Origin of the sequence: Cytobacillus oceanisediminis, assembly GCF_022811925.1 — a bacterium.
In the GTDB taxonomy this organism is placed as follows: domain Bacteria; phylum Bacillota; class Bacilli; order Bacillales; family Cytobacillaceae; genus Cytobacillus; species Cytobacillus oceanisediminis_D.
Genome location: NZ_CP065511.1, coordinates 1,979,928 through 2,004,197 on the forward strand (window position 1 = coordinate 1,979,928; position 24,270 = coordinate 2,004,197).

A 24,270-nucleotide genomic window follows, 5' to 3' on the forward strand; every position below is an offset into this window, starting at 1 on the left:
ATGAGTATAAAATCAAAATTTAAAACATTTTTCTTCCTGGATGATGAATATGACTATAAGGAAGAGGAAATCATCGAAGAAGAAAGAGAGCCGGTGAAGCAGGTGCAGAAGCAGCAGCCAGTTCAAAAACAGAACATCGTCAGCCTCCAAAGTGTGCAGAAATCTTCTAAAGTAGTTCTTGTTGAACCGCGTGTATATGCAGAAGCACAGGATATTGCGGATCAGCTGAAAAACAGAAGAGCTGTCGTTGTCAATCTGCAGAGAATAGAAAAGGATCAGGCAAAGCGGATTGTTGACTTCCTAAGCGGAACCGTTTATGCCATCGGCGGAGATATTCAAAAGATCGGAACTGATATTTTTCTATGTACACCTGACAATGTTGAGGTATCAGGAAACATCTCTCAGCTGATGAAAGAACAAGAATTAGAAAATACGAGGTGGTAGCATTTAATGGAATTAGTATTTGGGATATTGTCATCTGCAATTTATTATTACTCGTGGGCACTGATTATTTATATTTTGCTGTCCTGGTTCCCTAATGCCAGGGAATCAGCTTTTGGGCAGTTTCTTGCAAGGATTTGTGAACCGTACCTTGAGCCTTTCCGCAAAATCATTCCTCCGCTTGGAATGATTGATATTTCTCCAATTGTGGCTATCTTAGTTTTGAGATTTGCCACTGGAGGTTTGCAGCAGCTTTTTTATTGGATTTCATAAGATTACAAACAGGGCTATCAAAATGGCCCTTTTTTATTTGCCTAAAATGGAGGTTCACTTAAATATGACCATTTATCAGCACTTCCGGCCGGAAGAAAAAGAATTTATTGATCAGGTTCTTAACTGGAAGGACCTTGTGGAAAATACATATGCACCAAAGCTTACTGATTTTCTTGATCCAAGGGAGCAGCAAATCCTTAAAAGCGTCATAGGACAGCATTCCGGAATCTTATTTGCTTTATTTGGCGGAACTCCAGATGCTGAGAGAAAGAGAGCCCTGATATTTCCGGATTACTATGAAAGCGATGAGGATGATTTTCAAATTCGGCTCTTTGAACTGGAATATCCAAAAAAGTTTGTAACCATTGAACACCCGCAAGTCCTGGGCAGTCTAATGTCTTTGGGGCTAAAAAGAGGGAAGTTCGGTGATATCCTTTTTGAAGATGACAGAATCCAGTTTTTTGCAGCACAAGAAATTGAAGATTACATCAGCCTGCAGCTGCAGTCAATTGGCAGAGCTTCCGTGTCGCTGAAAAAACAGCCCTTTTCAGAGGCAATCCAATCAGCAGAAGTGTGGAAAGAAAGCTCTATCACCTCTTCATCCTTGAGATTGGACACAGTCATCTCAGCCATCTACAATATCTCCAGGCAAAAATCCCAGCTATATATACAGCAGGGACTAGTAAAAATCAATTGGACGCAAATTGAAAACCCTTCATTTGAATGCCAGCAAAGCGACATCATCTCAGTCAGGGGACATGGCCGTTCCAAAATCATAGAAATAGATGGGAAAACAAAGAAAGACAAATGGAGGATTATTGCTGGGAGGCAGAGATAGCTATTTATTTTTTATAAAATTGAAGGAATTTGAAACAACCTGTCGAATAAATAATCAAAAGGCAACGGAGTCTGCTATAATTAAATGGAACCAGCAGGCTCAAATCAATTTACATAAGATCAACAGACCTGGGAGGTGGCACACATGCCATTAACACCGTTAGATATTCATAACAAGGAATTCAGTAAAGGATTCCGCGGTTATGACGAAGATGAAGTGAACGAATTCCTTGACCAGATCATAAAGGACTACGAAATCCTGATCAGGGAAAAAAAAGAGCTTGAAGAAAAGCTCAATGATACGAACGAACGCATTGGCCACTTTACCACAATTGAAGAAACACTTAATAAATCTATTGTGGTTGCACAGGAAGCAGCAGAGGAAGTAAAGCGCAATGCCCATAAAGAAGCGAAGCTAATCATTAAAGAAGCTGAAAAGAATGCTGACAGAATTGTGAACGAATCCCTATCCAAAGCGAGAAAAATCGCGCTGGATATTGAAGATTTAAAGAAACAGTCCAAAGTATTCCGGACACGTTTCAAAATGCTTGTTGAAGCACAGCTGGATATGCTGAACAACGATGATTGGGATCATTTAATGGAATATAAGCTGGATTCCACTGAACTTAAATCATTAAGAGAAGAAGAATCACTGGCTTGACGAATGCTGGAAATATCGCATATAATTTTAAAACAAAGTAAAATACGATGTTTATCAACAATGAGAGGGACAGTACAGTCTTTTCAGGAGCTTATGTACAGAATGGCATACTCACTCTGTAAGCGAGCCGGGGATGGTGGAAGCCCGGGTATAAGCAAAAGCTGGAAAATCACCCTTGAGTTCCTTGCCGAACGTACAACCATCAGTAGGCCAAGGCGGATCATTCACGTTAAGAATTCTTTGAGCGGATGAAATTTAATCATATTTCATCTACAAGGGTGGTACCGCGGGAGAATATAACCTTCTCGTCCCTTTTTGGGATGAGAAGGTTTTTTGTATTTAACTGTGGTTTTTCTCAGCTCTCATTGGCTATCATGGTATTTAATGAGTTATAAACAGGAGGCAAAGGAATGGATTACAAAGAAAGTTTATTAATGCCAAAAACCGAATTCCCAATGCGCGGCAATCTTCCAAAGCGCGAACCTGAAATTCAGGCAAAATGGGAAGAGATGAATATTTATGAAAAGGTCCAGGAACGGACAGCAGGCCGTCCGATGTTTGTTCTGCATGATGGTCCTCCATATGCAAATGGCGACATCCACATCGGCCATGCGCTGAACAAAATCTTAAAGGATTTCATCGTACGTTCTAAGTCGATGACTGGCTATAATGCTCCATATGTTCCTGGCTGGGATACACATGGTCTGCCAATTGAGCAAGCGTTGACAAACAAAGGCGTAAAGCGTAAAGAAATGAGTGTTGCGGAGTTCCGCAAGCTTTGTGAAGAGTATGCATATGAGCAGATTGACAGCCAGCGCGGTCAATTTAAGCGCTTAGGCGTCCGCGGTGACTGGGAGAATCCTTACATCACTCTAAAGCCTGAGTACGAAGCCCAGCAAATTAAAGTATTTGGGGAAATGGCGAAAAAAGGCTATATCTATAAAGGCAAAAAGCCTGTTTATTGGTCTCCGTCATCTGAATCTGCTCTGGCTGAAGCTGAAATTGAATACAAAGATAAGCGTTCGCCATCCATCTATGTAGCATTTAAAGTGAAGGATGGTAAAAATGTATTGGATCAAGACACTCATATTGTCATCTGGACTACAACTCCATGGACCATTCCGGCAAACCTCGGAATTTCAGTTCATCCGGACCTTACCTATAGTGTAGTTGAGGCAAACGGCAAAAAATTTATGGTTGCTGAAGATTTATTGGCTGCTGTGGCTAAAGAGTTTGAATGGGAAGATTATAAAGTTGTCCAATCGGTAAAAGGGACCGACCTTGAGAATGTAGTTGCCGAGCATCCCCTGTATGGCCGTGATTCCCTTGTCATGCTGGGTGAGCATGTAACAACTGATGCTGGTACTGGATGTGTTCATACTGCTCCTGGCCATGGAGAAGACGATTTCCATGTCGGCATGAAGTACGGGTTAGACGTATTATGCCCGGTTGATGATAAAGGAAACATGACTAGTGAAGCTCCTGGCTTTGAAGGTTTATTCTATGATGCAGCCAATAAGCCAATTACTGAAAAACTAGAGGAAGCTGGCGCTTTATTAAAACTTACTTTTATTACTCACTCTTATCCGCATGACTGGAGAACGAAAAAGCCAGTTATATTCCGTGCTACTGCCCAATGGTTTGCATCCATTAAAGATTTCCGCAATGAACTTTTGGAAGCTGTTAAGGAAACAAATTGGTATCCTGCATGGGGTGAGACCAGACTATTTAACATGGTCCGGGACCGCGGTGATTGGTGTATCTCCCGCCAGCGTGTATGGGGCGTGCCAATTCCTGTCTTTTATGCGGAAAATGGGGAAGAGATTATCACAGATGAAACCATTGAACATGTATCAAATCTTTTCCGTGAACATGGTTCGAACATCTGGTTCGAGAGAGAAGCGAAAGAACTGCTGCCTGAAGGATTTACACATCCGGGAAGCCCGAAAGGGCAGTTTACAAAAGAAACGGATATCATGGACGTTTGGTTCGATTCCGGTTCTTCCCATCAGGCAGTTCTTCTAGAGCGCGACGATTTACAGCGTCCTGCAGATTTATACCTTGAAGGCTCTGATCAATACCGAGGCTGGTTTAACTCTTCACTTTCAACTTCAGTAGCAGTAACAGGAAAAGCACCTTATAAAGGTGTGCTGAGCCACGGATTCACACTTGATGGCGAAGGAAGAAAAATGAGTAAATCCATCGGTAACGTAGTTGTTCCGGCAAAAGTCATGAACCAGCTTGGTGCTGACATTCTGCGTTTATGGGTGGCGTCAGTTGATTATCAGGCTGATGTCCGGGTATCTGATGCTATTCTTAAGCAGGTTGCAGAAGTATATAGAAAGATCCGCAATACGTTCCGCTTTTTGCTTGGAAATCTGGATGATTTTAACCCGGCAACAGACTCGGTTTCATTTGAAAACCTGCGAGAAGTTGACCAGTTTATGCTGGTTAAGCTGAATAAACTGATCAAGAATGTTCGCGAGTCTTATGATCGCTATGAATTTGCCAGCATCTACCATGCTGTCAATAATTTCTGTACATTGGACCTTAGTGCATTCTATCTTGATTTTGCAAAAGATGTCCTTTACATTGAAGCGAGAGATAATGCAGAACGCCGTGCTATTCAAACTGTTCTATATGAGAGCCTCATTGCCCTGACAAAACTTGTTGCACCTATCCTTTCCCATACTTCAGATGAAGTTTGGAGCTTTATTCCGAATGTGAAGGAAGTAAGTGTACAATTGACGGATATGCCTGAATATCAAGAGCTTCCAAACGCGAAGCAGCTGGAAGAAAAGTGGACTGCATTCATGAAGCTTCGCAATGATGTTCTTAAAGCATTGGAAGAAGCGCGTAATGAAAAGGTGATCGGCAAATCTCTGACTGCTAAAGTAACCCTTTATGTAAACGATCAAGCTAAGAGCCTTCTGGATTCAATTCAGGAAAATCTTCAGCAGATCTTTATCGTTTCTGGATTTGAGGTAGCAGGCAGCCTGTCAGATGCACCTGATAATGCTGTGAAATTTGAAAACACAGCAATTGTTGTTTCCAAAGCTGAAGGCGAAACATGTGACCGCTGCTGGACAGTTACTCCAGAAGTCGGCCAGACAGAAGGCTATGATACTCTCTGCCCTCGCTGTGCTGAGGTTGTAAAAAATAATTATAGCCACTTGGCTTAAATATTGGCAGTCCCTCAAATATTTGGGGGACTGTTTTTTTGACAAATGGAGTTCTTTTTTTATCATAATCATAAAGGGGCTTCGGAATTCCTTTTTATAAATAATTCCACCTTCACTAAATGTTGTGCCGTTTGCTAAAAGTTTGCCCGTGTCTGAAATCCGTTCCGAGAAAATAATAAAGTAAACATCACAGAACGGAGGAAACGGCATGGATGCAAAGGCAGAAGGGCTATATACAGAACTCCGTAATACAAGACAGGAAATATTGGAAAGGCTAATGGAAGGCAATAGTTCCGCTTTGATAAAACCTATTTTATTGGAAGAGCTGCATGATATTGAACAAACACTCAGCAAAATTGAATCTGGAAGTTTTGGCAAATGTGAAATTTCAGGTGAGCTGCTTCCGGCAGATTTGCTGCAGGTGATCCCTACTTTAAAAACAATGGAGGACTGCAGCAGGCTGGGGAAATTCTACAGAAAATCTATTTTCCACTGAGTTTAGGCGTGTGCTGTGTTTTTTATTCAGTTTGTGCTAAAATGCAAAGGTAATGATATGAGATATGGGGGTTGCCTTTGTGTTTTATTACATAATTGCATTGTTCGTAATTGCACTTGATCAGTTTACGAAATGGCTGATCGTAAAGAACTTTGAATTAGGGGAAAGTGTTAAAGTTATTGAGGACTTTCTTTATATTACATCGCACCGCAACCGTGGCGCTGCCTGGGGCATCCTGCAGGGGCAAATGTGGTTTTTCTACGTAATAACCGTTATTGTCATAATTGGTATCATTTATTACATTCAAAAAGCAGCCAAAGGCAAATTGCTTCTTGGAGTCTCTTTGGGCCTGATGCTGGGCGGAGCGATTGGAAACTTTATTGACAGGGTATATCGAAAAGAAGTGGTGGATTTCGTAAACACTTATATTTTTGGCTATGACTTCCCCGTTTTCAATATTGCTGACTCGGCGCTGGTCATTGGTGTAGGGTTATTGATGATTCAGATGCTGCTTGAAGAGAGAGAAGCAAAGAAGAAGGAGAAATCTTATGGAGAAAATGGAACACATCATTCCTGATGAACAGGCAGGAGAAAGAATAGATAAAGTGTTATCCACATTGAATGCGGATTGGTCAAGAACGCAGGTTCAGCAATGGATCAAAGGCGGCAATGTTCTTGTAAATGGGCAGAAGCCGAAAACCAATTACAAATGTACGGCAAATGATAAAATTGAAATATCAATTCCTGAACCTGAAGAATTGGATGTCGTGCCAGAAAAAATGGATCTGGATATTTATTATGAAGATAAAGATGTCCTGGTGGTAAATAAACCAAAAGGAATGGTGGTCCATCCGGCAGCCGGGCATGGCACTGGCACTCTTGTAAATGGACTTATGGCACATTGTACAGATCTTTCAGGAATTAATGGGGTCATGAGGCCAGGAATTGTTCACAGAATCGATAAAGATACATCGGGACTTCTTATGGTTGCAAAGAATGATATGGCACATGAAAGTCTTGTGAACCAGCTGATGAATAAAACCGTTACACGTAAGTACCGTGCCATTGTCCATGGAATTATTCCCCACGATTATGGAACAATTGATGCCCCTATTGCCCGCGATCCCAAAGACCGTCAAAGCATGACCGTTGTTGACAATGGAAAACATGCGGTTACGCATTTTCAGGTCCTTGAGCGTTTCAGGGATTTTACACTGGTGGAATGCCAGCTTGAAACGGGAAGAACCCATCAAATCCGTGTTCATATGAAATACATTGGCTATCCTCTGGCAGGAGATCCTAAATACGGTCCAAGAAAGACTCTTGATCTTGGCGGACAAGCACTGCATGCAGGTGTTCTTGGATTTGATCATCCAAGATCAGGTGATTACCTGGAATTTGAAGCACCTATGCCTGCTTATTTCGAGGAGCTATTAGGTAAACTGGCAAATAATCGTTGACAACTGTCCAATTGTGCTATAAGATGACTATAGTTGAATAAGTCCTTTAAAACAGTCCCGTGAGGCTGGGAAGGAAACGGATTGAATAAGGAGAATTGTATCCTTATTCTGCAGCAGCAGAATCGTTTACCCTCTCGCCAGATCGGTGAGAGGGTTTTTTGTATATAACATTAACTGAAGAGAATCAGATAATAGAGGTGATCAGAATGCCGCAGCAAAAAGCAATTGTTTTGGATGACCAGGCAATCAGGAGAGCGCTGACAAGGATTGCTCATGAAATCATAGAGAAAAATAAAGGGATCGAAAATTGCATCCTGATTGGAATCCGTACCAGGGGGATTTACCTTGCGAACCGCCTGGCCGAGCGGATCGAACAAATCGAAGGTGCCAAAATTGATGTAGGCGAACTTGATATCACTCTCTATAGAGATGATCTTACGAAAAAGACCGAAAATCAGGAGCCGCTTGTCAAAGGCTCGGATGTTCCAAAAGATATAAATGATCAGAAAGTGATCCTGGTCGATGATGTTCTTTATACAGGAAGAACAGTTAGAGCCGCCCTTGATGCGCTGATTGACATCGGACGGCCATCTCAGATTCAGCTGGCAGTCCTCGTTGACCGGGGCCATAGAGAGCTTCCTATAAGAGCTGATTATGTTGGGAAAAACATACCAACCTCCAGTTCGGAGAAAATTGTTGTCGAGCTGAAGGAAGTGGATGAAAACGATCAAGTAAGCATTTTTGAAAATTAAATAGCCCTTTTAAATGCAGTCCAGAGAGGCTGGCAAAGGGGAACTCAGCAGAATCAGTCTGTCTTTTGCTGTGCTCTTTTACCCTCTTTGCGACTCTGGCAAAGAGGGTTTTTTAATAAGAATGTATAAATTCTGAAGTTAGATAACTGTCTAGCTCCAGCGCATACCCTCTCGAGGTTACAAGCCAAACCTCCCAAAAAGGCAAAGAACACCTTTCCGTGAGGCTCGTCTTGTGATTGTCGGGGGTGGGCAAGGCGCTTGCGCTTTTCTTAATAAAAAGCAGAGGAGAGATCGGAATGAATAAGCCTATTCTAGATATAAAAGACGTTCCAAACCCAGCCCACTGGCTGACATTAAGTATACAGCACTTATTCGCAATGTTTGGAGCTACCATACTTGTACCTTACTTAGTTGGATTGAATCCTGCCATAGCTTTAATCTCAAGCGGACTTGCAACGATAGCTTTTCTCATCATTACTAAATGGCAGGTACCGGCATACTTAGGATCCTCCTTCGCATTCATTGCCCCGATCATCGCTGCCAAAGCTGCTGGCGGCCCGGGTGCTGCCATGATCGGCAGCTTCATGGCTGGACTTGTGTATGGAGCTGTAGCCTTGATTATTAAAAAAGCAGGCTATCGCTGGATTATGAATCTGCTTCCGCCAATTGTGGTAGGCCCTGTGATCATAGTAATCGGATTGGCATTAGCAGGTACAGCAGTCGGAATGGCTATGAACAACCCTGAAACAGGTGAATACAGCATGCTGCATTTCTCAGCAGCGCTCATCACTTTAGGTGCAACAATCATCTTCTCCATCTATGCAAAAGGAATGCTCAGCATGGTGCCGATTCTTGCAGGTATCATCATCGGCTATGTATACTCACTGGCAGTGGGCCTGATAGACTTCTCGCTTGTACAGCAGGCATCCTGGTTCGAAATGCCGGAATTCTTAATCCCGTTCGCTGATTATGAAGTTAGGGTAACCCTTGATCTGGCACTTCTAATGATTCCGGTGGCTGTTGTGACAATCTCTGAACATATCGGCCATCAGCTTGTCCTTGGAAAAGTAGTTGGGAGAGATTACATTAAAGAACCGGGACTTCACCGCTCCATCCTTGCTGATGGAACAGGAACAATGATCTCGGCATTAATCGGGGGTCCGCCAAAGACAACTTACGGTGAAAACATTGGCGTACTGGCCATCACGAAAATTTACAGTGTCTATGTACTAGCAGGTGCTGCAGTCATCGCCATCATCTTCGGATTCATTGGCAAGGTAACAGCACTCATCAGCTCGATCCCTACTCCAGTTATGGGCGGCGTGTCGATCCTGCTGTTCGGGATCATCGCATCATCAGGATTAAGAATGCTTGTTGACAGCAAAGTGGATTTTGGAAACAACCGTAACCTGGTAATCGCCTCAGTCATCCTTGTACTCGGAATTGGCGGAGCTCATATTGAAATTTGGGCATTCAAACTGGAAGGAATGGCACTGGCAGCAATCAGCGGCGTTCTCCTGAACCTGATTCTCCCTGGCAGAGAAGAGGCTAAGGAAGATATGTTTGAAGCTGAAAACGAAAAAAAAAATAATGTAGCTTAACGCTTTTTAACAAAGTCCAGAGAGGCTTAAAAGGGTGTTGGCGGCAAACTGGCTATACGGTATCTCAGTTTATCCGTATATCTGGCTGCCTCAACTTTGCAGCACCCTGACCAAATCGGCAGGGTGCTTTTTTTGAAGAGGAGGAATAACATGAAACATTTGCTCACTACCTCAGAGTTAGAAATTAAAGAAATCAATACAATACTTGAAGATGCGCAACACTTTTTAAACGGCGGAACATGGACTCCTGAACAAAAGGTTTTTGTCGCCAACCTCTTTTTTGAGAATAGCACAAGAACAAAATGCAGCTTTGAAGTGGCGGAAAGGCGGCTTGGACTGGACATAATCCCATTTGAAGTCAGCACGTCAAGTGTATCCAAGGGTGAGTCACTATACGATACGGTAAAAACGCTTGAAGCAATCGGTGTGCATGCAGTCGTCATCCGCCATAGCCAGGATCGCTTCTTTGACGAATTGGCAGATAAAAGCGGTGTTTCCATCCTGAATGCAGGGGACGGCTGCGGCCACCATCCAACACAATCACTGCTTGACCTGCTGACAATTAAACAGGAATTCGGTTCCTTTGAAGGATTAAAAGTAGCCATCATCGGTGATATTGCACATAGCCGTGTCGCAAGATCTAATGCAGATGCACTTGTCCGGCTCGGTGCGAAGGTTGTTTTCTCAGGTCCAAAAGAATGGTTCAATGAAGAATTGCTTGATAATGGCATGTATGAAGATGTTGACACAGCTATTGAAACTTCTGATGTTGTCATGCTGCTGAGAATCCAGCATGAGCGGCATGAGTCGAAAGCCAATCAAACGGCTGAAGAATACCACCTGGCATATGGCCTTACAGAAGAACGTGAAAGAACTATGAAGCCAAACAGCATTATCATGCATCCGGCGCCAGTAAATCGGGGTGTAGAAATAGCAGATTGCTTGGTGGAATGCGATCGTTCCAGAATTTTCAAACAAATGCAAAATGGTGTGTACATCCGAATGGCTGTATTAAAAAGATCAATTGAACATATTGAAGGGGGAGCTAATCATGTCAACATTAATCAAAAATGGCCAGTTGCTTACTAAGGAAGGGAACTTTGAAAAAACCGACATTTTCATAGAGTCAGGAAAAATCGCCGGGATAGGTGCAGGTATCGAGAAAAAGGCACAGGAAGTGATTGATGCAGAAGGCCTATTGATTGCACCAGGCTTTATAGATCTGCATGTACACTTGCGTGAGCCTGGCGGTGAAAAGAAAGAGACTATTGAAACTGGTACAAAGGCAGCAGCCAAAGGCGGTTTCACAACGGTTGCGGCGATGCCGAATACCCGGCCTGTACCTGATACGAAAGAACAGCTTGAAAAATTGAACAACCGTATTGAGGAGACTGCGTCGGTCAAGGTTCTGCCGTATGCATCAATTACAATCCGTGAGCTTGGCCAGGAATTAACAGATTTTAAAGCACTGAAAGAAGCTGGAGCGTTTGCTTTTACAGATGATGGAGTTGGGGTGCAATCAGCTGCCATGATGCTGCAGGCAATGAGGAACGCCGCAGAGATAAGAATGCCGATTGTTGCGCACTGCGAAGAAAATACCCTCATTAACAAAGGTTCCGTACATGATGGAGTTTTTGCTAAAGAGAATAGTTTAAATGGTATTCCTTCCGTCTGTGAATCAGTGCAAATCGCAAGGGATGTACTCCTTGCCGAAGCTGCTGGCTGCCACTATCATGTCTGCCATATCAGCACTAAAGAGTCCGTCAGGGTGGTAAGAGATGCAAAGCGGGCAGGCATCATGGTAACGGCCGAAGTGACACCTCATCATCTCCTTCTAAGTGAAGAGGATATCCCAGGTCTGGATGCAAACTTTAAAATGAATCCCCCACTAAGAGGTGCAGATGACAGAGCAGCCTTAATAGAAGGATTACTGGACGGCACGATTGATTTTATCGCGACCGACCATGCACCTCATACAGCAGCAGAAAAAGAAGAGGGGATGGAGCTGGCGCCGTTTGGAATTGTTGGACTAGAAACAGCCTTTCCGCTCCTTTACACCCACTTCGTCGAGAAGGGGATATTCACGCTAAAACAGCTGATTGATTTTTTAACAATCAAGCCAGCAGAGGCATTCGGCTTACAATCAGGAAGAGTGGAAGCAGGTAATATCGCAGATCTTGTCCTGCTTGATCTAAACCGCCAGGAAAAAATTGACCCTGCCCAGTTCTTATCAAAAGGGAAAAACACGCCATTTACTGGCTGGGATTGTAAAGGATGGCCGGTTATGACAATAGCAGGCGGAAAAATTGTTTGGAACAGAGGGAGTGTAAGAGCATGAAAAAACAGCTGATTCTGGAAGACGGAACAATTTTTATTGGAAAAGGATTTGGAAGCGATACGAATTCTATTGGAGAGGTAGTATTCAATACAGGAATGACGGGTTATCAGGAAATCCTCTCTGACCCTTCCTACTGCGGACAAATTGTAACATTGACATATCCTTTAATCGGAAATTATGGAATTAATCGAGATGATTTTGAATCAATTTCCCCTGCAATTTCCGGGTTCATTGTTAAAGAAGCAAGCGAGTTTCCTTCAAACTGGAGAAATGAACAATCAATTGATGAATACTTTAAGATGAAAAACATCCCCGGAATTGCTGGGATTGATACTAGGAAATTAACAAGAATTATCAGGCAGCATGGTACGCTGAAAGGTGCTATTTGCAGCATAAGTGAAAGCCCGGAATTAATCATTGAAAAACTGCGTGCAACAAAGCTTCGGAACGATCAGGTTAAGCAAGTTTCCACTCAGACACCTTATCCAAGCCCCGGCCGCGGCAGAAGGGTAGTCCTTGTGGATTTCGGCATGAAACACGGTATCTTAAGAGAATTGAACAAACGGGATTGTGATGTGATTGTTGTGCCTTATAATACAACAGCTGAAGAAATTCTCAGCATGAGCCCGGATGGGGTTATGCTTTCAAATGGACCTGGAGACCCGAAAGATGTTCCGGAAGCCATCATAATGATTAAAGGTCTGTTAGGAAACGTGCCTATTTTTGGGATTTGCCTGGGACATCAGCTTTTTGCCCTTGCATGCGGTGCCAATACAGAAAAAATGAAATTCGGCCATCGCGGTTCAAACCATCCGGTTAAAGATCTGCAAACCGGAAAAGTAGCTTTAACATCTCAAAACCATGGATATTCAGTGGAAGAAAACTCAGTTTCGGGTACTCCTTTGGAAGTAACACATATTGCATTAAACGATGGAACGATTGAAGGCTTAAAACATAAAGAAGTCCCTGCGTTCACTGTGCAATATCATCCTGAGGCTTCACCGGGACCAGAGGATGCAAATGGATTATTTGAACAATTCCTGCAAATGATTGAATCACATAAAGAGGAAGGTGCTGCAGCATGCCAAAGCGTACAGATATAAAAAGCATTTTAGTAATCGGATCAGGACCAATTGTCATCGGACAGGCAGCAGAGTTTGATTATGCCGGAACACAGGCCTGCCTTGCATTGAAAGAGGAAGGTTATCGCGTCATCCTTGTAAACTCAAATCCTGCTACCATCATGACAGATACTGAAATTGCTGACGCAGTATATATAGAGCCGCTTACGCTGGAATTCGTCAGCCGCATCATCCGAAAAGAACGCCCTGATGCCCTTGTACCTACTCTTGGGGGACAGACAGGATTAAACCTGGCAGTAGAGCTTGCTGAATCAGGTGTTTTGGAAGAATGTGGGGTTGAAATCCTCGGTACAAAATTATCTGCTATTCAAAAAGCGGAAGACCGGGATCTTTTCAGAAATCTGATGAATGAACTTGGCGAGCCGGTGCCTGAAAGTGAAATTATCCATAACCTGGAGGAAGCATATAAGTTTGTAAATAGGATTGGCTATCCGGTCATCGTACGCCCTGCTTTCACATTAGGGGGAACAGGCGGGGGAATCTGCCACGATGAAGAGGAGTTAATCGAAATTGTGACAAGCGGCTTGAAGAACAGCCCTGTAACACAGTGCCTGCTTGAAAAGAGCATTGCGGGCTTCAAAGAAATTGAGTATGAAGTGATGCGAGACTCCAATGACAATGCGATTGTTGTCTGCAATATGGAAAACTTCGATCCTGTAGGTGTCCACACAGGTGATTCCATTGTTGTAGCTCCAAGCCAAACTTTGAGTGATCGTGAGTATCAGCTGCTAAGAAACACTTCATTAAAAATTATCCGCGCCCTCGAGATTGAAGGAGGATGCAATGTCCAGCTGGCACTTGATCCGGATAGCTTCAATTATTACATCATCGAAGTTAACCCGCGTGTCAGCCGTTCATCAGCACTTGCATCAAAGGCAACAGGTTATCCGATTGCCAAACTGGCAGCCAAGATAGCGGTGGGGCTGACACTCGATGAAATGATGAATCCTGTCACAGGAAAAACATACGCCTGCTTTGAACCGGCATTGGATTATATTGTCTCAAAAATCCCGCGTTGGCCGTTTGATAAATTCGAATCGGCGAACCGTTCGCTTGGAACCCAAATGAAGGCTACAGGTGAAGTAATGGCGATAGGGCGCACATTTGAAGAATCTCTTCTGAAAGCAGTCCGTTCACTTGAAGCAAACGTTTATCATCTTGAGCTGAAGGACGCTGACCAAATTTCTAATGAATTGATCGAAAAGCGGATTCGAAAAGCCGGCGATGAACGTTTGTTTTATATCGGAGAAGCCATCAGAAGGGGAGTCACCATCGAGACGATCCATGAATGGAGCAGGATTGATCTATTCTTCCTTCATAAGATTAAGAAAATCGTAGATTTTGAGAGTGTATTAACAGAAAATCCTTTTGACCCTGAAACAGGGAAAGCTGCAAAGGAAATGGGATTTGCCGATCTGGTAATTGCCAGGCTGTGGGATTCAAGTGAAATGGCAGTATACAGCTGGAGAAAAGAACATGATATTGTACCGGTTTATAAAATGGTTGATACATGTGCAGCAGAATTTGAATCTGAAACACCGTATTTCTATGGAACATACGAAGATGAGAACGAATCGGATGTAACTGGCCGTAAAAGTGTTGTTGTTCTGGGCTCAGGTCCAATCCGGATTGGCCAGGGAGTAGAGTTTGACTACTCAACTGTCCACGCAGTATGGGCAATCAAGGAAGCAGGCTATGAAGCAATCATCATTAATAATAATCCGGAAACTGTCTCTACGGACTTTAGCATCTCCGATAAGCTTTATTTTGAGCCGCTTACGATTGAAGATGTTATGCACATCATTGACCTTGAGAAGCCAGAAGGTGTAGTTGTGCAATTTGGCGGACAAACGGCTATTAATCTTGCAGCAGATCTGGTAAAGAGAGGAGTGAAAATTCTCGGAACTTCTCTTGAAAACTTAGACCGGGCAGAAGACCGTGATAAATTTGAGCATGCCCTTGCAGAGCTGGGCATTCCTATGCCAAAAGGAAAGACTGCCCTATCTGTGGAGCAGGCAGTAGCGATTGCCGGTGAAATCGGTTATCCCGTGGTTGTCCGTCCATCATATGTACTTGGCGGAAGAGCCATGGAGATAGTTTATAAAGAAGCAGAGCTTCTACATTATATGGAAAACGCTGTAAAAGTGAATCCGGAGCACCCAGTATTAATCGACCGGTATCTGACTGGGAAGGAGATTGAAGTGGACGCCATTTCGGATGGGGAAAATGTGCTCATCCCGGGCATCATGGAGCATATTGAAAGAGCTGGAGTACACTCAGGAGATTCCATTGCAGTCTATCCCCCGCAAAACATTTCAGAGGCAATCAAAGACAAGCTTGTTGAGTATACCGAGAAGATGGCTAGGGGCCTTGGCATTATAGGACTCCTGAATATCCAGTATGTAGTGGCAAAAGGGGAAGTATATGTCCTTGAAGTCAATCCGCGTTCAAGCCGGACCGTTCCTTTCTTGAGCAAGATTACAAATGTGCCAATGGCCAAAATCGCCACGAAGGTTATCATGGGGCAAACTTTGGCTCAGCAGGGCTGCGGATCCGGCCTTCTGCCGGAGAGAAAAGGCGTGTTTGTAAAAGTGCCGGTGTTCTCATTTGCGAAATTAAGAAGAGTAGACATCACTTTAGGGCCTGAAATGAAGTCAACTGGAGAAGTTATGGGAAAAGATTCAACGCTTGAAAAAGCCCTTTATAAAGGCCTTGTTGCTTCCGGCATGAAAATCCAGCCGTTTGGAACGGTACTAATGACTGTCGCAGACAAGGATAAGGAAGAAGCTCTGCAGCTGGCAAAGAGATTTGTATCCATCGGCTACAGGCTAATGGCGACAAGCGGGACAGCTTTATTCCTTAAAACTGCCGGCATTCCTGTAAAAGTAACTGGAAAAATCGGGTCAGAAGGGCCAAACCTTCTGGATGTCATTAGAAATGGCGAAGCCCAATTTGTTATAAATACTCTAACAAAAGGAAAACAGCCTGCCAGAGATGGCTTCCGCATCCGCCGTGAATCGGTGGAAAATGGCGTGCCATGCCTTACTTCTCTAGATACGGCAGAAGCAATCCTTCAAGTAATCGAATCAATGAATTTCTCAGCAGATGCGATGGATAAACCAGAACAAGTCCGGGAGGCGGTTTTATCTTGATCAGACAGGAACAATGCACTGTAATATCGCAAAATAAACTTGCCGAAAACATTTATGAGCTCACCCTTCAAGGTGAGCTTGTTCATGAAATGAAAGAGCCCGGGCAATTTGTGCATTTGAAAATTTCCGGGGGTTTTGACCCGATGCTAAGAAGGCCGATCAGCATTGCTGAGATTTTACCAGATGAAAGCCAGTTTAAGATGATATACCGTGCTGAAGGCAGGGGAACGATCATGCTTTCAGAAAAAAAACATGGCGATTACGCAGATGTATTGGGGCCGCTGGGAAATGGGTTTCCAATCAGTGAAGCTGGCCGAGGGGATACAGCACTTCTTGTGGGAGGAGGAATCGGAGTACCCCCTCTATATGAGTTGTCCAAACAGCTTGTAAGCCGTGGTGTTAAGGTGATTCATGTCCTTGGCTTTCAGTCAGCAAGTGCCGTTTTTTATGAAGAAAAGTTTGCTCAGCTGGGCGAGACCTATCTGGCTACAGCTGATGGAAGCGCAGGAACAAAAGGCTTTGTTACAGATGTTATTAAAAGATTTAATATTAATTTCGATGTTTTATATTCCTGCGGCCCGACGCCGATGCTGAAGGCGCTTGAAAATCAATACTCTCATAAAAACGTATACCTGTCATTGGAAGAACGGATGGGCTGCGGCATCGGGGCGTGCTTTGCATGCGTCTGCCATACAGGGGATGACCCTGATGGATACAGTTATAAAAAAGTCTGCAGTGACGGACCGGTCTTTAAAGCAGGGGAGGTAGTTCTATGAACTCATTAAATGTCAGTCTGCCTGGACTGGAATTAAAAAATCCAATCATGCCTGCTTCAGGATGCTTTGGCTTCGGCAGAGAATTCAGCCAGCTGTATGATTTGAGTCAATTGGGTGCGATCATGATCAAGGCGACAACCTTTGAGCCCCGTTTTGGAAATCCAACACCAAGAGTGGCTGAGACCTCTGCAGGGATGCTGAATGCAATTGGGCTGCAGAATCCCGGACTGGAAAAAGTAGTGAATGAAGAACTGGTCTGGCTTGAACAATTTGATGTACCGATCATTGCCAATGTAGCCGGTTCGCAGGAAGAGGATTATGTTGCGGTTGCCAAAAAAATTTCTGCAAGCCGGAATGTACATGCGCTTGAACTCAATATCTCCTGTCCGAATGTAAAAACAGGCGGAATTGCATTTGGCACTATTCCTGAAATTGCTAAAAACCTAACGAAAAAAGTAAAAGAGGTTTCAGAGGTACCTGTCTATGTGAAGCTTTCACCAAATGTCACAAATATTGTAGAAATGGCAAAAGCAGTGGAAGATGGAGGAGCTGACGGCTTAACGATGATCAACACGCTTGTTGGCATGAGAATCGATCTAAAAACAGGCAAACCGATTTTGGCAAATAAAACTGGGGGACTTTCAGGGCCAGCCATTAAGCCTGTCGCGCTCCGGATGATATATGAAGTGAGCCAGCAGGTGTCCCTTCCGATTATCGGAATGGGGGGCATTGAATCAGCAGAGGATGTCATTGAATACTTCTATGCAGGTGCAAGTGCAGTAGCGATTGGAACAGCTAATTTCGTTGATCCTTTTGTGTGTCCGAAAATTATCGATAGGCTGCCGGAACTTATTGAAAAGCTAGGATATGAACATATTTCAGAATGTGTTGGAAGGAGCTGGAAGAAACATGAAAAAGCCGCTCATTATTGCTCTTGATTTTCCAGGAAAATTGGAAGTTAATCATTTTCTGAAGAACTTTGAAAATGAAAAATTATTTCTAAAGGTCGGCATGGAGTTATTTTACCAGGAGGGGCCTTCTATCGTTCACGATTTAAAAGAACAAGGGCATGAGATTTTCCTTGATCTCAAGCTTCATGATATTCCTAATACCGTTAAAAGTGCCATGAAGCGACTTGCGGGGCTTGGCTGCGATATGGTTAATGTACATGCCGCAGGAGGGAAAGCCATGATGGAAGCAGCACGTGAAGGACTTGAAGCCGGGAGTTCAGGGAAAAGGCCATTTTGTATTGCTGTGACGCAGCTGACAAGCACATCCGAACAGCAAATGAAATCAGAGCAATTAATTCCTGCTTCATTAAACGAATCTGTTCTTCATTATGCCAATCTTGCCAAAGAAGCAGGACTTGATGGCGTAGTATGTTCAAGTCTTGAGGCAAGGGAGATAAGTTCGCGAATAGGATCTTCCTTTTTGACTGTAACACCGGGAATACGCCTTTCATCTGACGACTCCGGAGATCAGAAGAGAGTTGCCACACCTGAATTCGCCAGAAAGGAAGGGGCTTCCGCAATTGTAGTAGGCCGCTCGATTACCAGAGCGGAAAATCCATTTGAAAAGTATATTCAATGCAAGCATTCTTGGGAGGGCGTTCTAAATGAAGCGTAAAATAGCAGAAAAATTATTAGATATAAAAGCAGTTGCATTAAACCCAAACGATCCATTTACATGGTCTTCAGGATTGCGTGCTCCGATCTATTGCGATAACCGTCTGACATTGTCTTATCCTGAAGTTAGAAAAGAAATTGCTGCCGGCCTTCAGGCAATCATTCTGGATAAATTTCCTGACGCAGAACTAATTGCAGGTACAGCAACAGCGGGCATTCCGCATGCTGCCTGGGTAAGTGACATTATGGAACTGCCAATGTGCTATGTCCGCTCCAAGGCTAAAGGCCATGGGAAAGGCAAGCAAATTGAAGGAAAAGCTGACAAAGGCCAGAAGGTTGTTGTTGTTGAAGATCTAATTTCAACAGGAGGAAGTGCCATTACTGCTGTCAAGGCTTTAAGAGAAGCAGGCTGTGAAGTGCTGGGTGTTGCGGCTATTTTTACATACCAGCTGGAAAAAGGAAATGAAATGCTGGCCGAAGAGAAAATCGAAGCATATACTTTGACCGATATTGAAGCTTTGACAGAAGTAGCCGTTGAAAATGGCTATATCCAGGAAAAGGATATGAAGAAGCTGATTGAATGGCGAAAAGATCCTGCTGAGTGGGGAAAAGTAACACAATAAAGCAGTCTTTGACAAATGAAAAAAGCAAGCATCTGAGCTTGCTTTTTTCATTTGTTTACAGACTTTGTTTTAATGACAGAACAGTTTCTTCATCTGGCGTAACGTAAACTGTCTGCTGATGGTCATATATGACAAATCCAGGTTTCGCTCCACTTGGTTTTTTCACATGACGGACTTGGGTGAAGTCAACGGGTACTGAACTGGAATTGCGGGCTTTGCTGAAGTATGCTGCTAGGGATGCAGCTTCAAGAATTGTATTTTCTGCTGGTTCCTTGCTTCGGATAACCACATGTGAACCGGGGATATCCTTTGTATGCAGCCATATCTCATCCCTTGCGGCCAATTTGTTCGTTAAATAATCATTCTGCTTATTGTTTTTTCCAACCAGTATTTCCGTTCCGTCTGAGGCGGAATAGCGGTCTAGAACAGGCTTAAGGTTCTGCTGTTTCTTGTTGCCCCGTTTTTGCCTTTCTCTAATATAACTGCCTTCAACAAGCTCCTCTCTTATTTCAGCAATGTCTCTTGTTGATGCAGTTTCTACTTGCTGCAGAAGAGATTCAAAGTATGACGCTTCCTCTTCTGCTTTCTTAATTTGCTCTTTTACTGCAATTACGGCATTTTTTGCTTTTTGGTATCTTGTAAAATATTTTTGTGCATTCTCTGATGGGGTCTTCTGGGGATCTAACGGAATGATAACTGTCCCGCCATTTTCATCGTAATAATTGAGGACTTCAGCTTCCTTCATCCCCTTTTGAATCGCATAAATATTGGCTGTGATCAATTCTCCATACAATTGATGTTTATCGGCATTTTCTGCTTCATGCAGGGTTCTTTTCAGCTTCTCAATTTTTTTCTCATTCTTTTCTTTCTCATTTACTATAAAACGTTCAAGGTCATTGGATTGCTGTTTGACCCGGTCTCTTTCCGCTTTTCCAAAATAAAAGCGGTCCAGCATTTCGCTCAAGGAATTAAAATCCCGGCTTTCCCCATTTATATGCTGGAGAGGCAATAAATAAAAGCTTTCTTTTTGTTCGCCTGCTGTAATGGCCGGCCTTATGGAATGGTCTTTTAAGAAGCTTACTAATTGCTGGAAGCTATTTGGAACAGTTGTCCTGTTTACAAGACCAGCTTGGTGTATAACTTCTTTTGCAAAAAGCGGTGAGATTCCAGCGAAGTTTGCTACAAGCTGTTTATCAACTTTCCCGCTGTTAAAGTCTATCTTTCGCAGTAAATCATCTTTATCTGCCTCGAAAGGATTCATTTTATCCTGGGACGGAGGGAGAATGTACTCCTGTCCGGGCAAAATTGCACGATGGCTATTAACTGCATAAGATACATGTTTGATGCTGTCGAGAATAATATTGCGGGATTTATCCACCAGTGTAATATTGCTGTGTCTGCCCATAATCTCAACAATGAGCTGTTTATAGGATGTATCACCAATCTCATTCCTGCCTTTAACTTCAAACACGATTATACGGTCAAGCCCGATTTGATGGACATCTTCAAGTATGTAGCCTTCCAGATGCTTTCTTAAAAGCATGCAGAACATCGGGGGCTCTGATGGGTTTTCGTGTGCTTCATTGGTAAGCTGGACTCTCGCATAGCTTGGATGGGCTGACAGCAAAAGCCTGTGATTCCTCCCATTTGCCCGCACAACTAAAATAATTTCATTCTTATAAGGCTGCTGAATCTTATTGATTCTGCCGCCCTTTAAAGTATCTATAAGCTCTTTCGTCATAGCTCTTGTAAACAAACCATCAAATGACATATTGGAACATCCTCTTCTATTAAAAATAACAGCCTATTACATTCTTCAGATATACATTATTCTTTCATTTAAATAATAAAAATCAAGTTTTAAGGCTTGGTTTATTGTCTTCACAAGGCGCTTCCGCTTTTCTAATAATAATAGCATTTTTTTTGACAGGGCTGAATATGCTTTCTTTAGAGTGAGATTGGACAACTCTGCTTCACTTGATTTAGCAGAAGAAGCAGGACGGTCTGCCATCTGGCGGATTCTCTTAAAGTCTGGCTGTGAGTGCTGATGAATTTCTTTACTATTGTATCCCTTCTCCATGCAGCTCATGGCTTTTCTCAAACCACAAAGGAGGAAGTGTGATGTCCGGATGAAGTTCCATGAAATGAATGAAAGGGAGGTTGAGCAAGCCTTAAATACAGATATTAAGGCGGGCTTAACAGAGGATGATGTAAAAAAACGGCATAAACAATATGGGTATAACGAGTTGAAAGAGGGAGAAAAGCAGTCGGCTTTACTCTTATTTTTTAGTCAATTTAAAGATTTCATGGTTCTTGTCCTATTAGCAGCAACCTTAATATCGGGGCTGCTTGGTGAATATATTGATGCAATTGCCATTATTGCGATTGTAGTCATAAATGGCTTTTTGGGCTTCTTTCAGGAGAGAAAAGCGGAAAAGTCTTTACACGCTCTTAAGGAATTATCAGCTCCTCAAGTTATTGCTTTACGTGATGGACAATGGAAAAAGATCCCCTCCAAAGAAGTGGTGGCAGGGGACCTGTTGAAAGTTGCAACAGGAGACAGAATCGGAGCAGATATGAGAATCGTAGAGTCCAATAGCCTGGAAATTGAGGAATCCGCTTTGACGGGAGAATCTCTGCCTGTCCAAAAGAGAACCGGTTCCTTGAAAACTGCTAATCTGGCTATTGGGGATATGGAGAACATGGCTTTCATGGGAACTATGGTAACACGTGGCAATGGGCTGGGTGTAGTTGTCGGAACAGGGATGAATACTGCCATGGGACAGATTGCTGATCTTCTGCAGAATGCGGAAACCATGACCACTCCGCTTCAGCGAAGATTGGAACAGCTGGGCAAAATCCTCATTACGGCAGCGATTTTACTGACTGTTCTTGTCGTTGTGGCTGGTGTGGCGCAGGGGCAGGAATTATATACAATGTTCCTTGCTGGCGTTTCCTTGGCAGTGGCAGCCATTCCAGAAGGACTTCCGGCCATCGTAACGGTAGCTCTGTCGCTTGGGGTACAAAGAATGATAAGAAAAAAAGCAATCGTCCGGAAGCTTCCAGCGGTTGAAACACTGGGCTGTGCATCTGTGATATGCTCAGACAAAACTGGCACTATGACTCAAAACAAAATGACTGTCACGCATCTCTGGAGCGGCGGGAAAGAGTGGAGAGTAGATGGTATCGGCTATGAGCCGCAAGGCCATTTTTATAGAAATGAGAATCAAATTGAACCGAAAAGTGATAAAGCACTCCAGCAAATGCTGATGTTTGGCATGTTATGCAACCATGCTGAAATACAGCAGAAAAATAATGAGTTTGTGATTGATGGAGATCCGACAGAAGGGGCTCTGCTGGTAGCGGCCATGAAGGCGGGCTATAACCGGAGCAGTCTATTAAGCCAATTCCAAATTATCAATGAGTTTCCGTTTGACTCTGCCCGAAAAATGATGAGTGTTGTGGTAAAGGATCATAACGGAAGACAATTCATTGTAACTAAAGGAGCACCCGATGTATTAGTCGGTAAAAGTGAATCGGTTCTTTGGGAGGGAAGGCGGCAGATTCTTTCGAGGGAGCTCTCAGGTGAAATTCAGGGAGCGATAGAAGATCTAGCTTCTCAAGCCTTGAGAACAATAGCGATTGGCTATAAGGAAATCCCCTCAAAAAATGTCATTCTTGATGAAAAAGAGGCGGAGAAGGGATTAACATTTATCGGGCTGCAGGGGATGATTGATCCGCCAAGGCCTGAGGTTAGGGAAGCAGTCAAGGAATGCAAGGAAGCAGGAATTAAAACGATCATGATCACAGGAGATCATGTGATTACAGCCCAGGCTATTGCCAAGCAGTTAGGCATTTTAACACAAGGCTCTAAAGTCCTTCAGGGCAAAGACCTGGCAGAGATGACGGTTGAAGATCTTGAAGATGTGGTTGAGGATGTCGCAGTATTTGCCAGAGTATCGCCTGAGCATAAATTAAAAATTGTAAAGGCTCTCCAGAATAGAGGTCATATTGTTGCCATGACAGGTGATGGAGTCAATGATGCCCCGGCCATTAAAGCGGCAGATATCGGAATATCAATGGGCATTACAGGGACCGATGTTGCGAAAGAGGCATCGGCTCTAGTACTGCTCGATGATAATTTTGCTACCATAAAAGCCGCAATAAAAGAAGGAAGAAATATTTACGAGAATATACGAAAGTTTATCAGATATTTGCTTGCATCAAATGTTGGTGAAATTCTGGTTATGCTGTTTGCCATGCTTCTTGCCCTACCGCTGCCCTTAGTGCCAATCCAGATTCTCTGGGTGAACCTAGTAACGGATGGACTTCCAGCAATGGCTCTCGGCCTTGACCAGCCAGAGGAAAATGTTATGAGGCGAAAGCCAAGGAGCCCTAAGGAAGGTGTGTTTTCGAGAGGGCTTGGCTGGAAAGTGGTTTCCAGAGGATTTTTAATTGGACTTGTGACATTACTGGCATTCATTTTTGCCTATAGAGCAAATCCTGATCATCTTGCGTATGCACAGACAGTAGCATTTGCCACTTTGGTAATGGCACAGCTGATTCATGTATTTGATTGCCGCAGTGAAAAATCCGTGTTCTCGAGAAATCCTTTCGGCAATAAATATTTAGTCTGGGCAGTCATCTCGTCCCTTGCTTTAGTGCTGGTTGTCATATACTATCCGCCGCTTCAGCCAATTTTCCACACCGTCCCTATTGAATTGCGCGACTGGTTTATGATCACAGGACTCTCAGCCATTCCAACATTTTTACTGGCAGGCACATTTTTGGCAAGAAAAACAAAATGAAATATGTTATAATCCTTTAGGTAGTAGAGAAGAACTCTATTACCTTTCTTTTTTGCGCATACATATAAATCTTCGTCATTACTTGATTTTTATACATAGACTG

At 43.3% G+C, this 24,270-nt stretch carries 21 protein-coding genes and 1 other annotated feature; of the genes, 19 read left to right on the plus strand and 2 right to left on the minus strand.

What is annotated here, in order from left to right; all coding sequences use genetic code 11:
- The 18 genes from IRB79_RS10210 to pyrE all read left to right on the plus strand — a co-directional run bounded on the left by IRB79_RS10210 (nucleotide 1) and on the right by pyrE (nucleotide 19,359).
- On the plus strand, nucleotides 1-444 hold the full coding sequence (locus IRB79_RS10210) for a cell division protein SepF (protein WP_009330849.1): 444 nt from the start codon (nucleotides 1-3) through the stop codon (nucleotides 442-444).
- Between the two features lie 6 nt (nucleotides 445-450).
- Complete coding sequence (locus IRB79_RS10215; RefSeq protein WP_009330847.1) at nucleotides 451-714, plus strand: YggT family protein; 264 nt, start codon at nucleotides 451-453, stop codon at nucleotides 712-714.
- 64 nt (nucleotides 715-778) lie between these two features.
- Complete coding sequence (locus tag IRB79_RS10220; RefSeq protein ID WP_243508345.1) at nucleotides 779-1,552, plus strand: YlmH family RNA-binding protein; 774 nt, start codon at nucleotides 779-781, stop codon at nucleotides 1,550-1,552.
- 144 nt (nucleotides 1,553-1,696) lie between these two features.
- Nucleotides 1,697-2,212 (plus strand): DivIVA domain-containing protein, encoded by a 516-nt coding sequence (locus IRB79_RS10225; protein ID WP_243508346.1) that lies wholly within the window; start codon nucleotides 1,697-1,699, stop codon nucleotides 2,210-2,212.
- Nucleotides 2,213-2,263: 51 nt separating this feature from the next.
- Nucleotides 2,264-2,528 (plus strand) — a binding site (T-box leader).
- 94 nt (nucleotides 2,529-2,622) lie between these two features.
- Nucleotides 2,623-5,394: an isoleucine--tRNA ligase gene (gene ileS, locus IRB79_RS10230; protein WP_243508347.1), complete on the plus strand. Its 2,772-nt coding sequence runs from the start codon at nucleotides 2,623-2,625 to the stop codon at nucleotides 5,392-5,394.
- A gap of 208 nt (nucleotides 5,395-5,602) precedes the next feature.
- Complete coding sequence (locus tag IRB79_RS10235; protein ID WP_243508348.1) at nucleotides 5,603-5,890, plus strand: hypothetical protein; 288 nt, start codon at nucleotides 5,603-5,605, stop codon at nucleotides 5,888-5,890.
- Between the two features lie 79 nt (nucleotides 5,891-5,969).
- Nucleotides 5,970-6,467, plus strand: coding sequence for a signal peptidase II (lspA, locus tag IRB79_RS10240; protein WP_243508349.1), 498 nt, complete (start codon nucleotides 5,970-5,972; stop codon nucleotides 6,465-6,467).
- The gene (locus IRB79_RS10245; RefSeq protein ID WP_243508350.1) at nucleotides 6,439-7,350 is read left to right on the plus strand and encodes an RluA family pseudouridine synthase; all 912 of its coding nucleotides are present in this window, start codon (nucleotides 6,439-6,441) and stop codon (nucleotides 7,348-7,350) included. The genes lspA and IRB79_RS10245 overlap by 29 nt, the downstream gene beginning before the upstream one ends.
- Before the next feature lie 206 nt (nucleotides 7,351-7,556).
- A complete protein-coding gene (gene pyrR / locus IRB79_RS10250; RefSeq protein ID WP_113881881.1) occupies nucleotides 7,557-8,102 on the plus strand; it encodes a bifunctional pyr operon transcriptional regulator/uracil phosphoribosyltransferase PyrR in 546 nt (181 codons plus the stop codon).
- 296 nt (nucleotides 8,103-8,398) lie between these two features.
- Nucleotides 8,399-9,703: a solute carrier family 23 protein gene (locus tag IRB79_RS10255; RefSeq protein ID WP_243508351.1), complete on the plus strand. Its 1,305-nt coding sequence runs from the start codon at nucleotides 8,399-8,401 to the stop codon at nucleotides 9,701-9,703.
- Nucleotides 9,704-9,853: 150 nt separating this feature from the next.
- Nucleotides 9,854-10,792, plus strand: a complete 939-nt coding sequence (locus tag IRB79_RS10260) for an aspartate carbamoyltransferase catalytic subunit (RefSeq protein ID WP_243508352.1) — start codon at nucleotides 9,854-9,856, stop codon at nucleotides 10,790-10,792.
- Nucleotides 10,755-12,041, plus strand: a complete 1,287-nt coding sequence (locus IRB79_RS10265) for a dihydroorotase (RefSeq protein ID WP_243508353.1) — start codon at nucleotides 10,755-10,757, stop codon at nucleotides 12,039-12,041. The genes IRB79_RS10260 and IRB79_RS10265 overlap by 38 nt, the downstream gene beginning before the upstream one ends.
- Entirely contained in the window at nucleotides 12,038-13,144 is a 1,107-nt protein-coding gene (locus IRB79_RS10270) for a carbamoyl phosphate synthase small subunit (protein ID WP_243508354.1), read from the plus strand. Before IRB79_RS10265 ends, IRB79_RS10270 begins: the two co-directional genes overlap by 4 nt.
- Nucleotides 13,123-16,335 carry a carbamoyl-phosphate synthase large subunit gene (gene carB, locus IRB79_RS10275; RefSeq protein WP_243508355.1) on the plus strand — a complete coding sequence of 1,071 codons (3,213 nt, stop codon included), beginning with the start codon at nucleotides 13,123-13,125 and terminating at the stop codon, nucleotides 16,333-16,335. The genes IRB79_RS10270 and carB overlap by 22 nt, the downstream gene beginning before the upstream one ends.
- A complete protein-coding gene (locus IRB79_RS10280) occupies nucleotides 16,335-17,111 on the plus strand; it encodes a dihydroorotate dehydrogenase electron transfer subunit (RefSeq protein WP_275723996.1) in 777 nt (258 codons plus the stop codon). Before carB ends, IRB79_RS10280 begins: the two co-directional genes overlap by 1 nt.
- The gene (locus IRB79_RS10285; RefSeq protein WP_243508357.1) at nucleotides 17,108-18,049 is read left to right on the plus strand and encodes a dihydroorotate dehydrogenase; all 942 of its coding nucleotides are present in this window, start codon (nucleotides 17,108-17,110) and stop codon (nucleotides 18,047-18,049) included. The genes IRB79_RS10280 and IRB79_RS10285 overlap by 4 nt, the downstream gene beginning before the upstream one ends.
- Nucleotides 18,021-18,737, plus strand: a complete 717-nt coding sequence (gene pyrF, locus IRB79_RS10290; RefSeq protein WP_243508358.1) for an orotidine-5'-phosphate decarboxylase — start codon at nucleotides 18,021-18,023, stop codon at nucleotides 18,735-18,737. The genes IRB79_RS10285 and pyrF overlap by 29 nt, the downstream gene beginning before the upstream one ends.
- Nucleotides 18,727-19,359: an orotate phosphoribosyltransferase gene (gene pyrE / locus IRB79_RS10295; protein ID WP_243508359.1), complete on the plus strand. Its 633-nt coding sequence runs from the start codon at nucleotides 18,727-18,729 to the stop codon at nucleotides 19,357-19,359. The genes pyrF and pyrE overlap by 11 nt, the downstream gene beginning before the upstream one ends.
- A gap of 55 nt (nucleotides 19,360-19,414) precedes the next feature.
- Here the strand turns inward: pyrE and IRB79_RS10300 are convergent, their stop codons facing one another.
- Together IRB79_RS10300 and IRB79_RS10305 are read right to left on the minus strand one after the other, a co-directional pair.
- The gene (locus tag IRB79_RS10300) at nucleotides 19,415-21,130 is read right to left on the minus strand and encodes an Rqc2 family fibronectin-binding protein (protein WP_243508360.1); all 1,716 of its coding nucleotides are present in this window, start codon (nucleotides 21,128-21,130) and stop codon (nucleotides 19,415-19,417) included.
- Nucleotides 21,131-21,175: 45 nt separating this feature from the next.
- Nucleotides 21,176-21,448 carry a hypothetical protein gene (locus tag IRB79_RS10305; RefSeq protein WP_243508361.1) on the minus strand — a complete coding sequence of 91 codons (273 nt, stop codon included), beginning with the start codon at nucleotides 21,446-21,448 and terminating at the stop codon, nucleotides 21,176-21,178.
- A 40-nt stretch (nucleotides 21,449-21,488) separates the two neighbouring features.
- Between IRB79_RS10305 and IRB79_RS10310 the strand changes: the two genes are divergently transcribed.
- On the plus strand, nucleotides 21,489-24,167 hold the full coding sequence (locus IRB79_RS10310; protein ID WP_243508362.1) for a calcium-translocating P-type ATPase, SERCA-type: 2,679 nt from the start codon (nucleotides 21,489-21,491) through the stop codon (nucleotides 24,165-24,167).
- The last annotated feature ends 103 nt before the right edge of the window (nucleotides 24,168-24,270 follow it).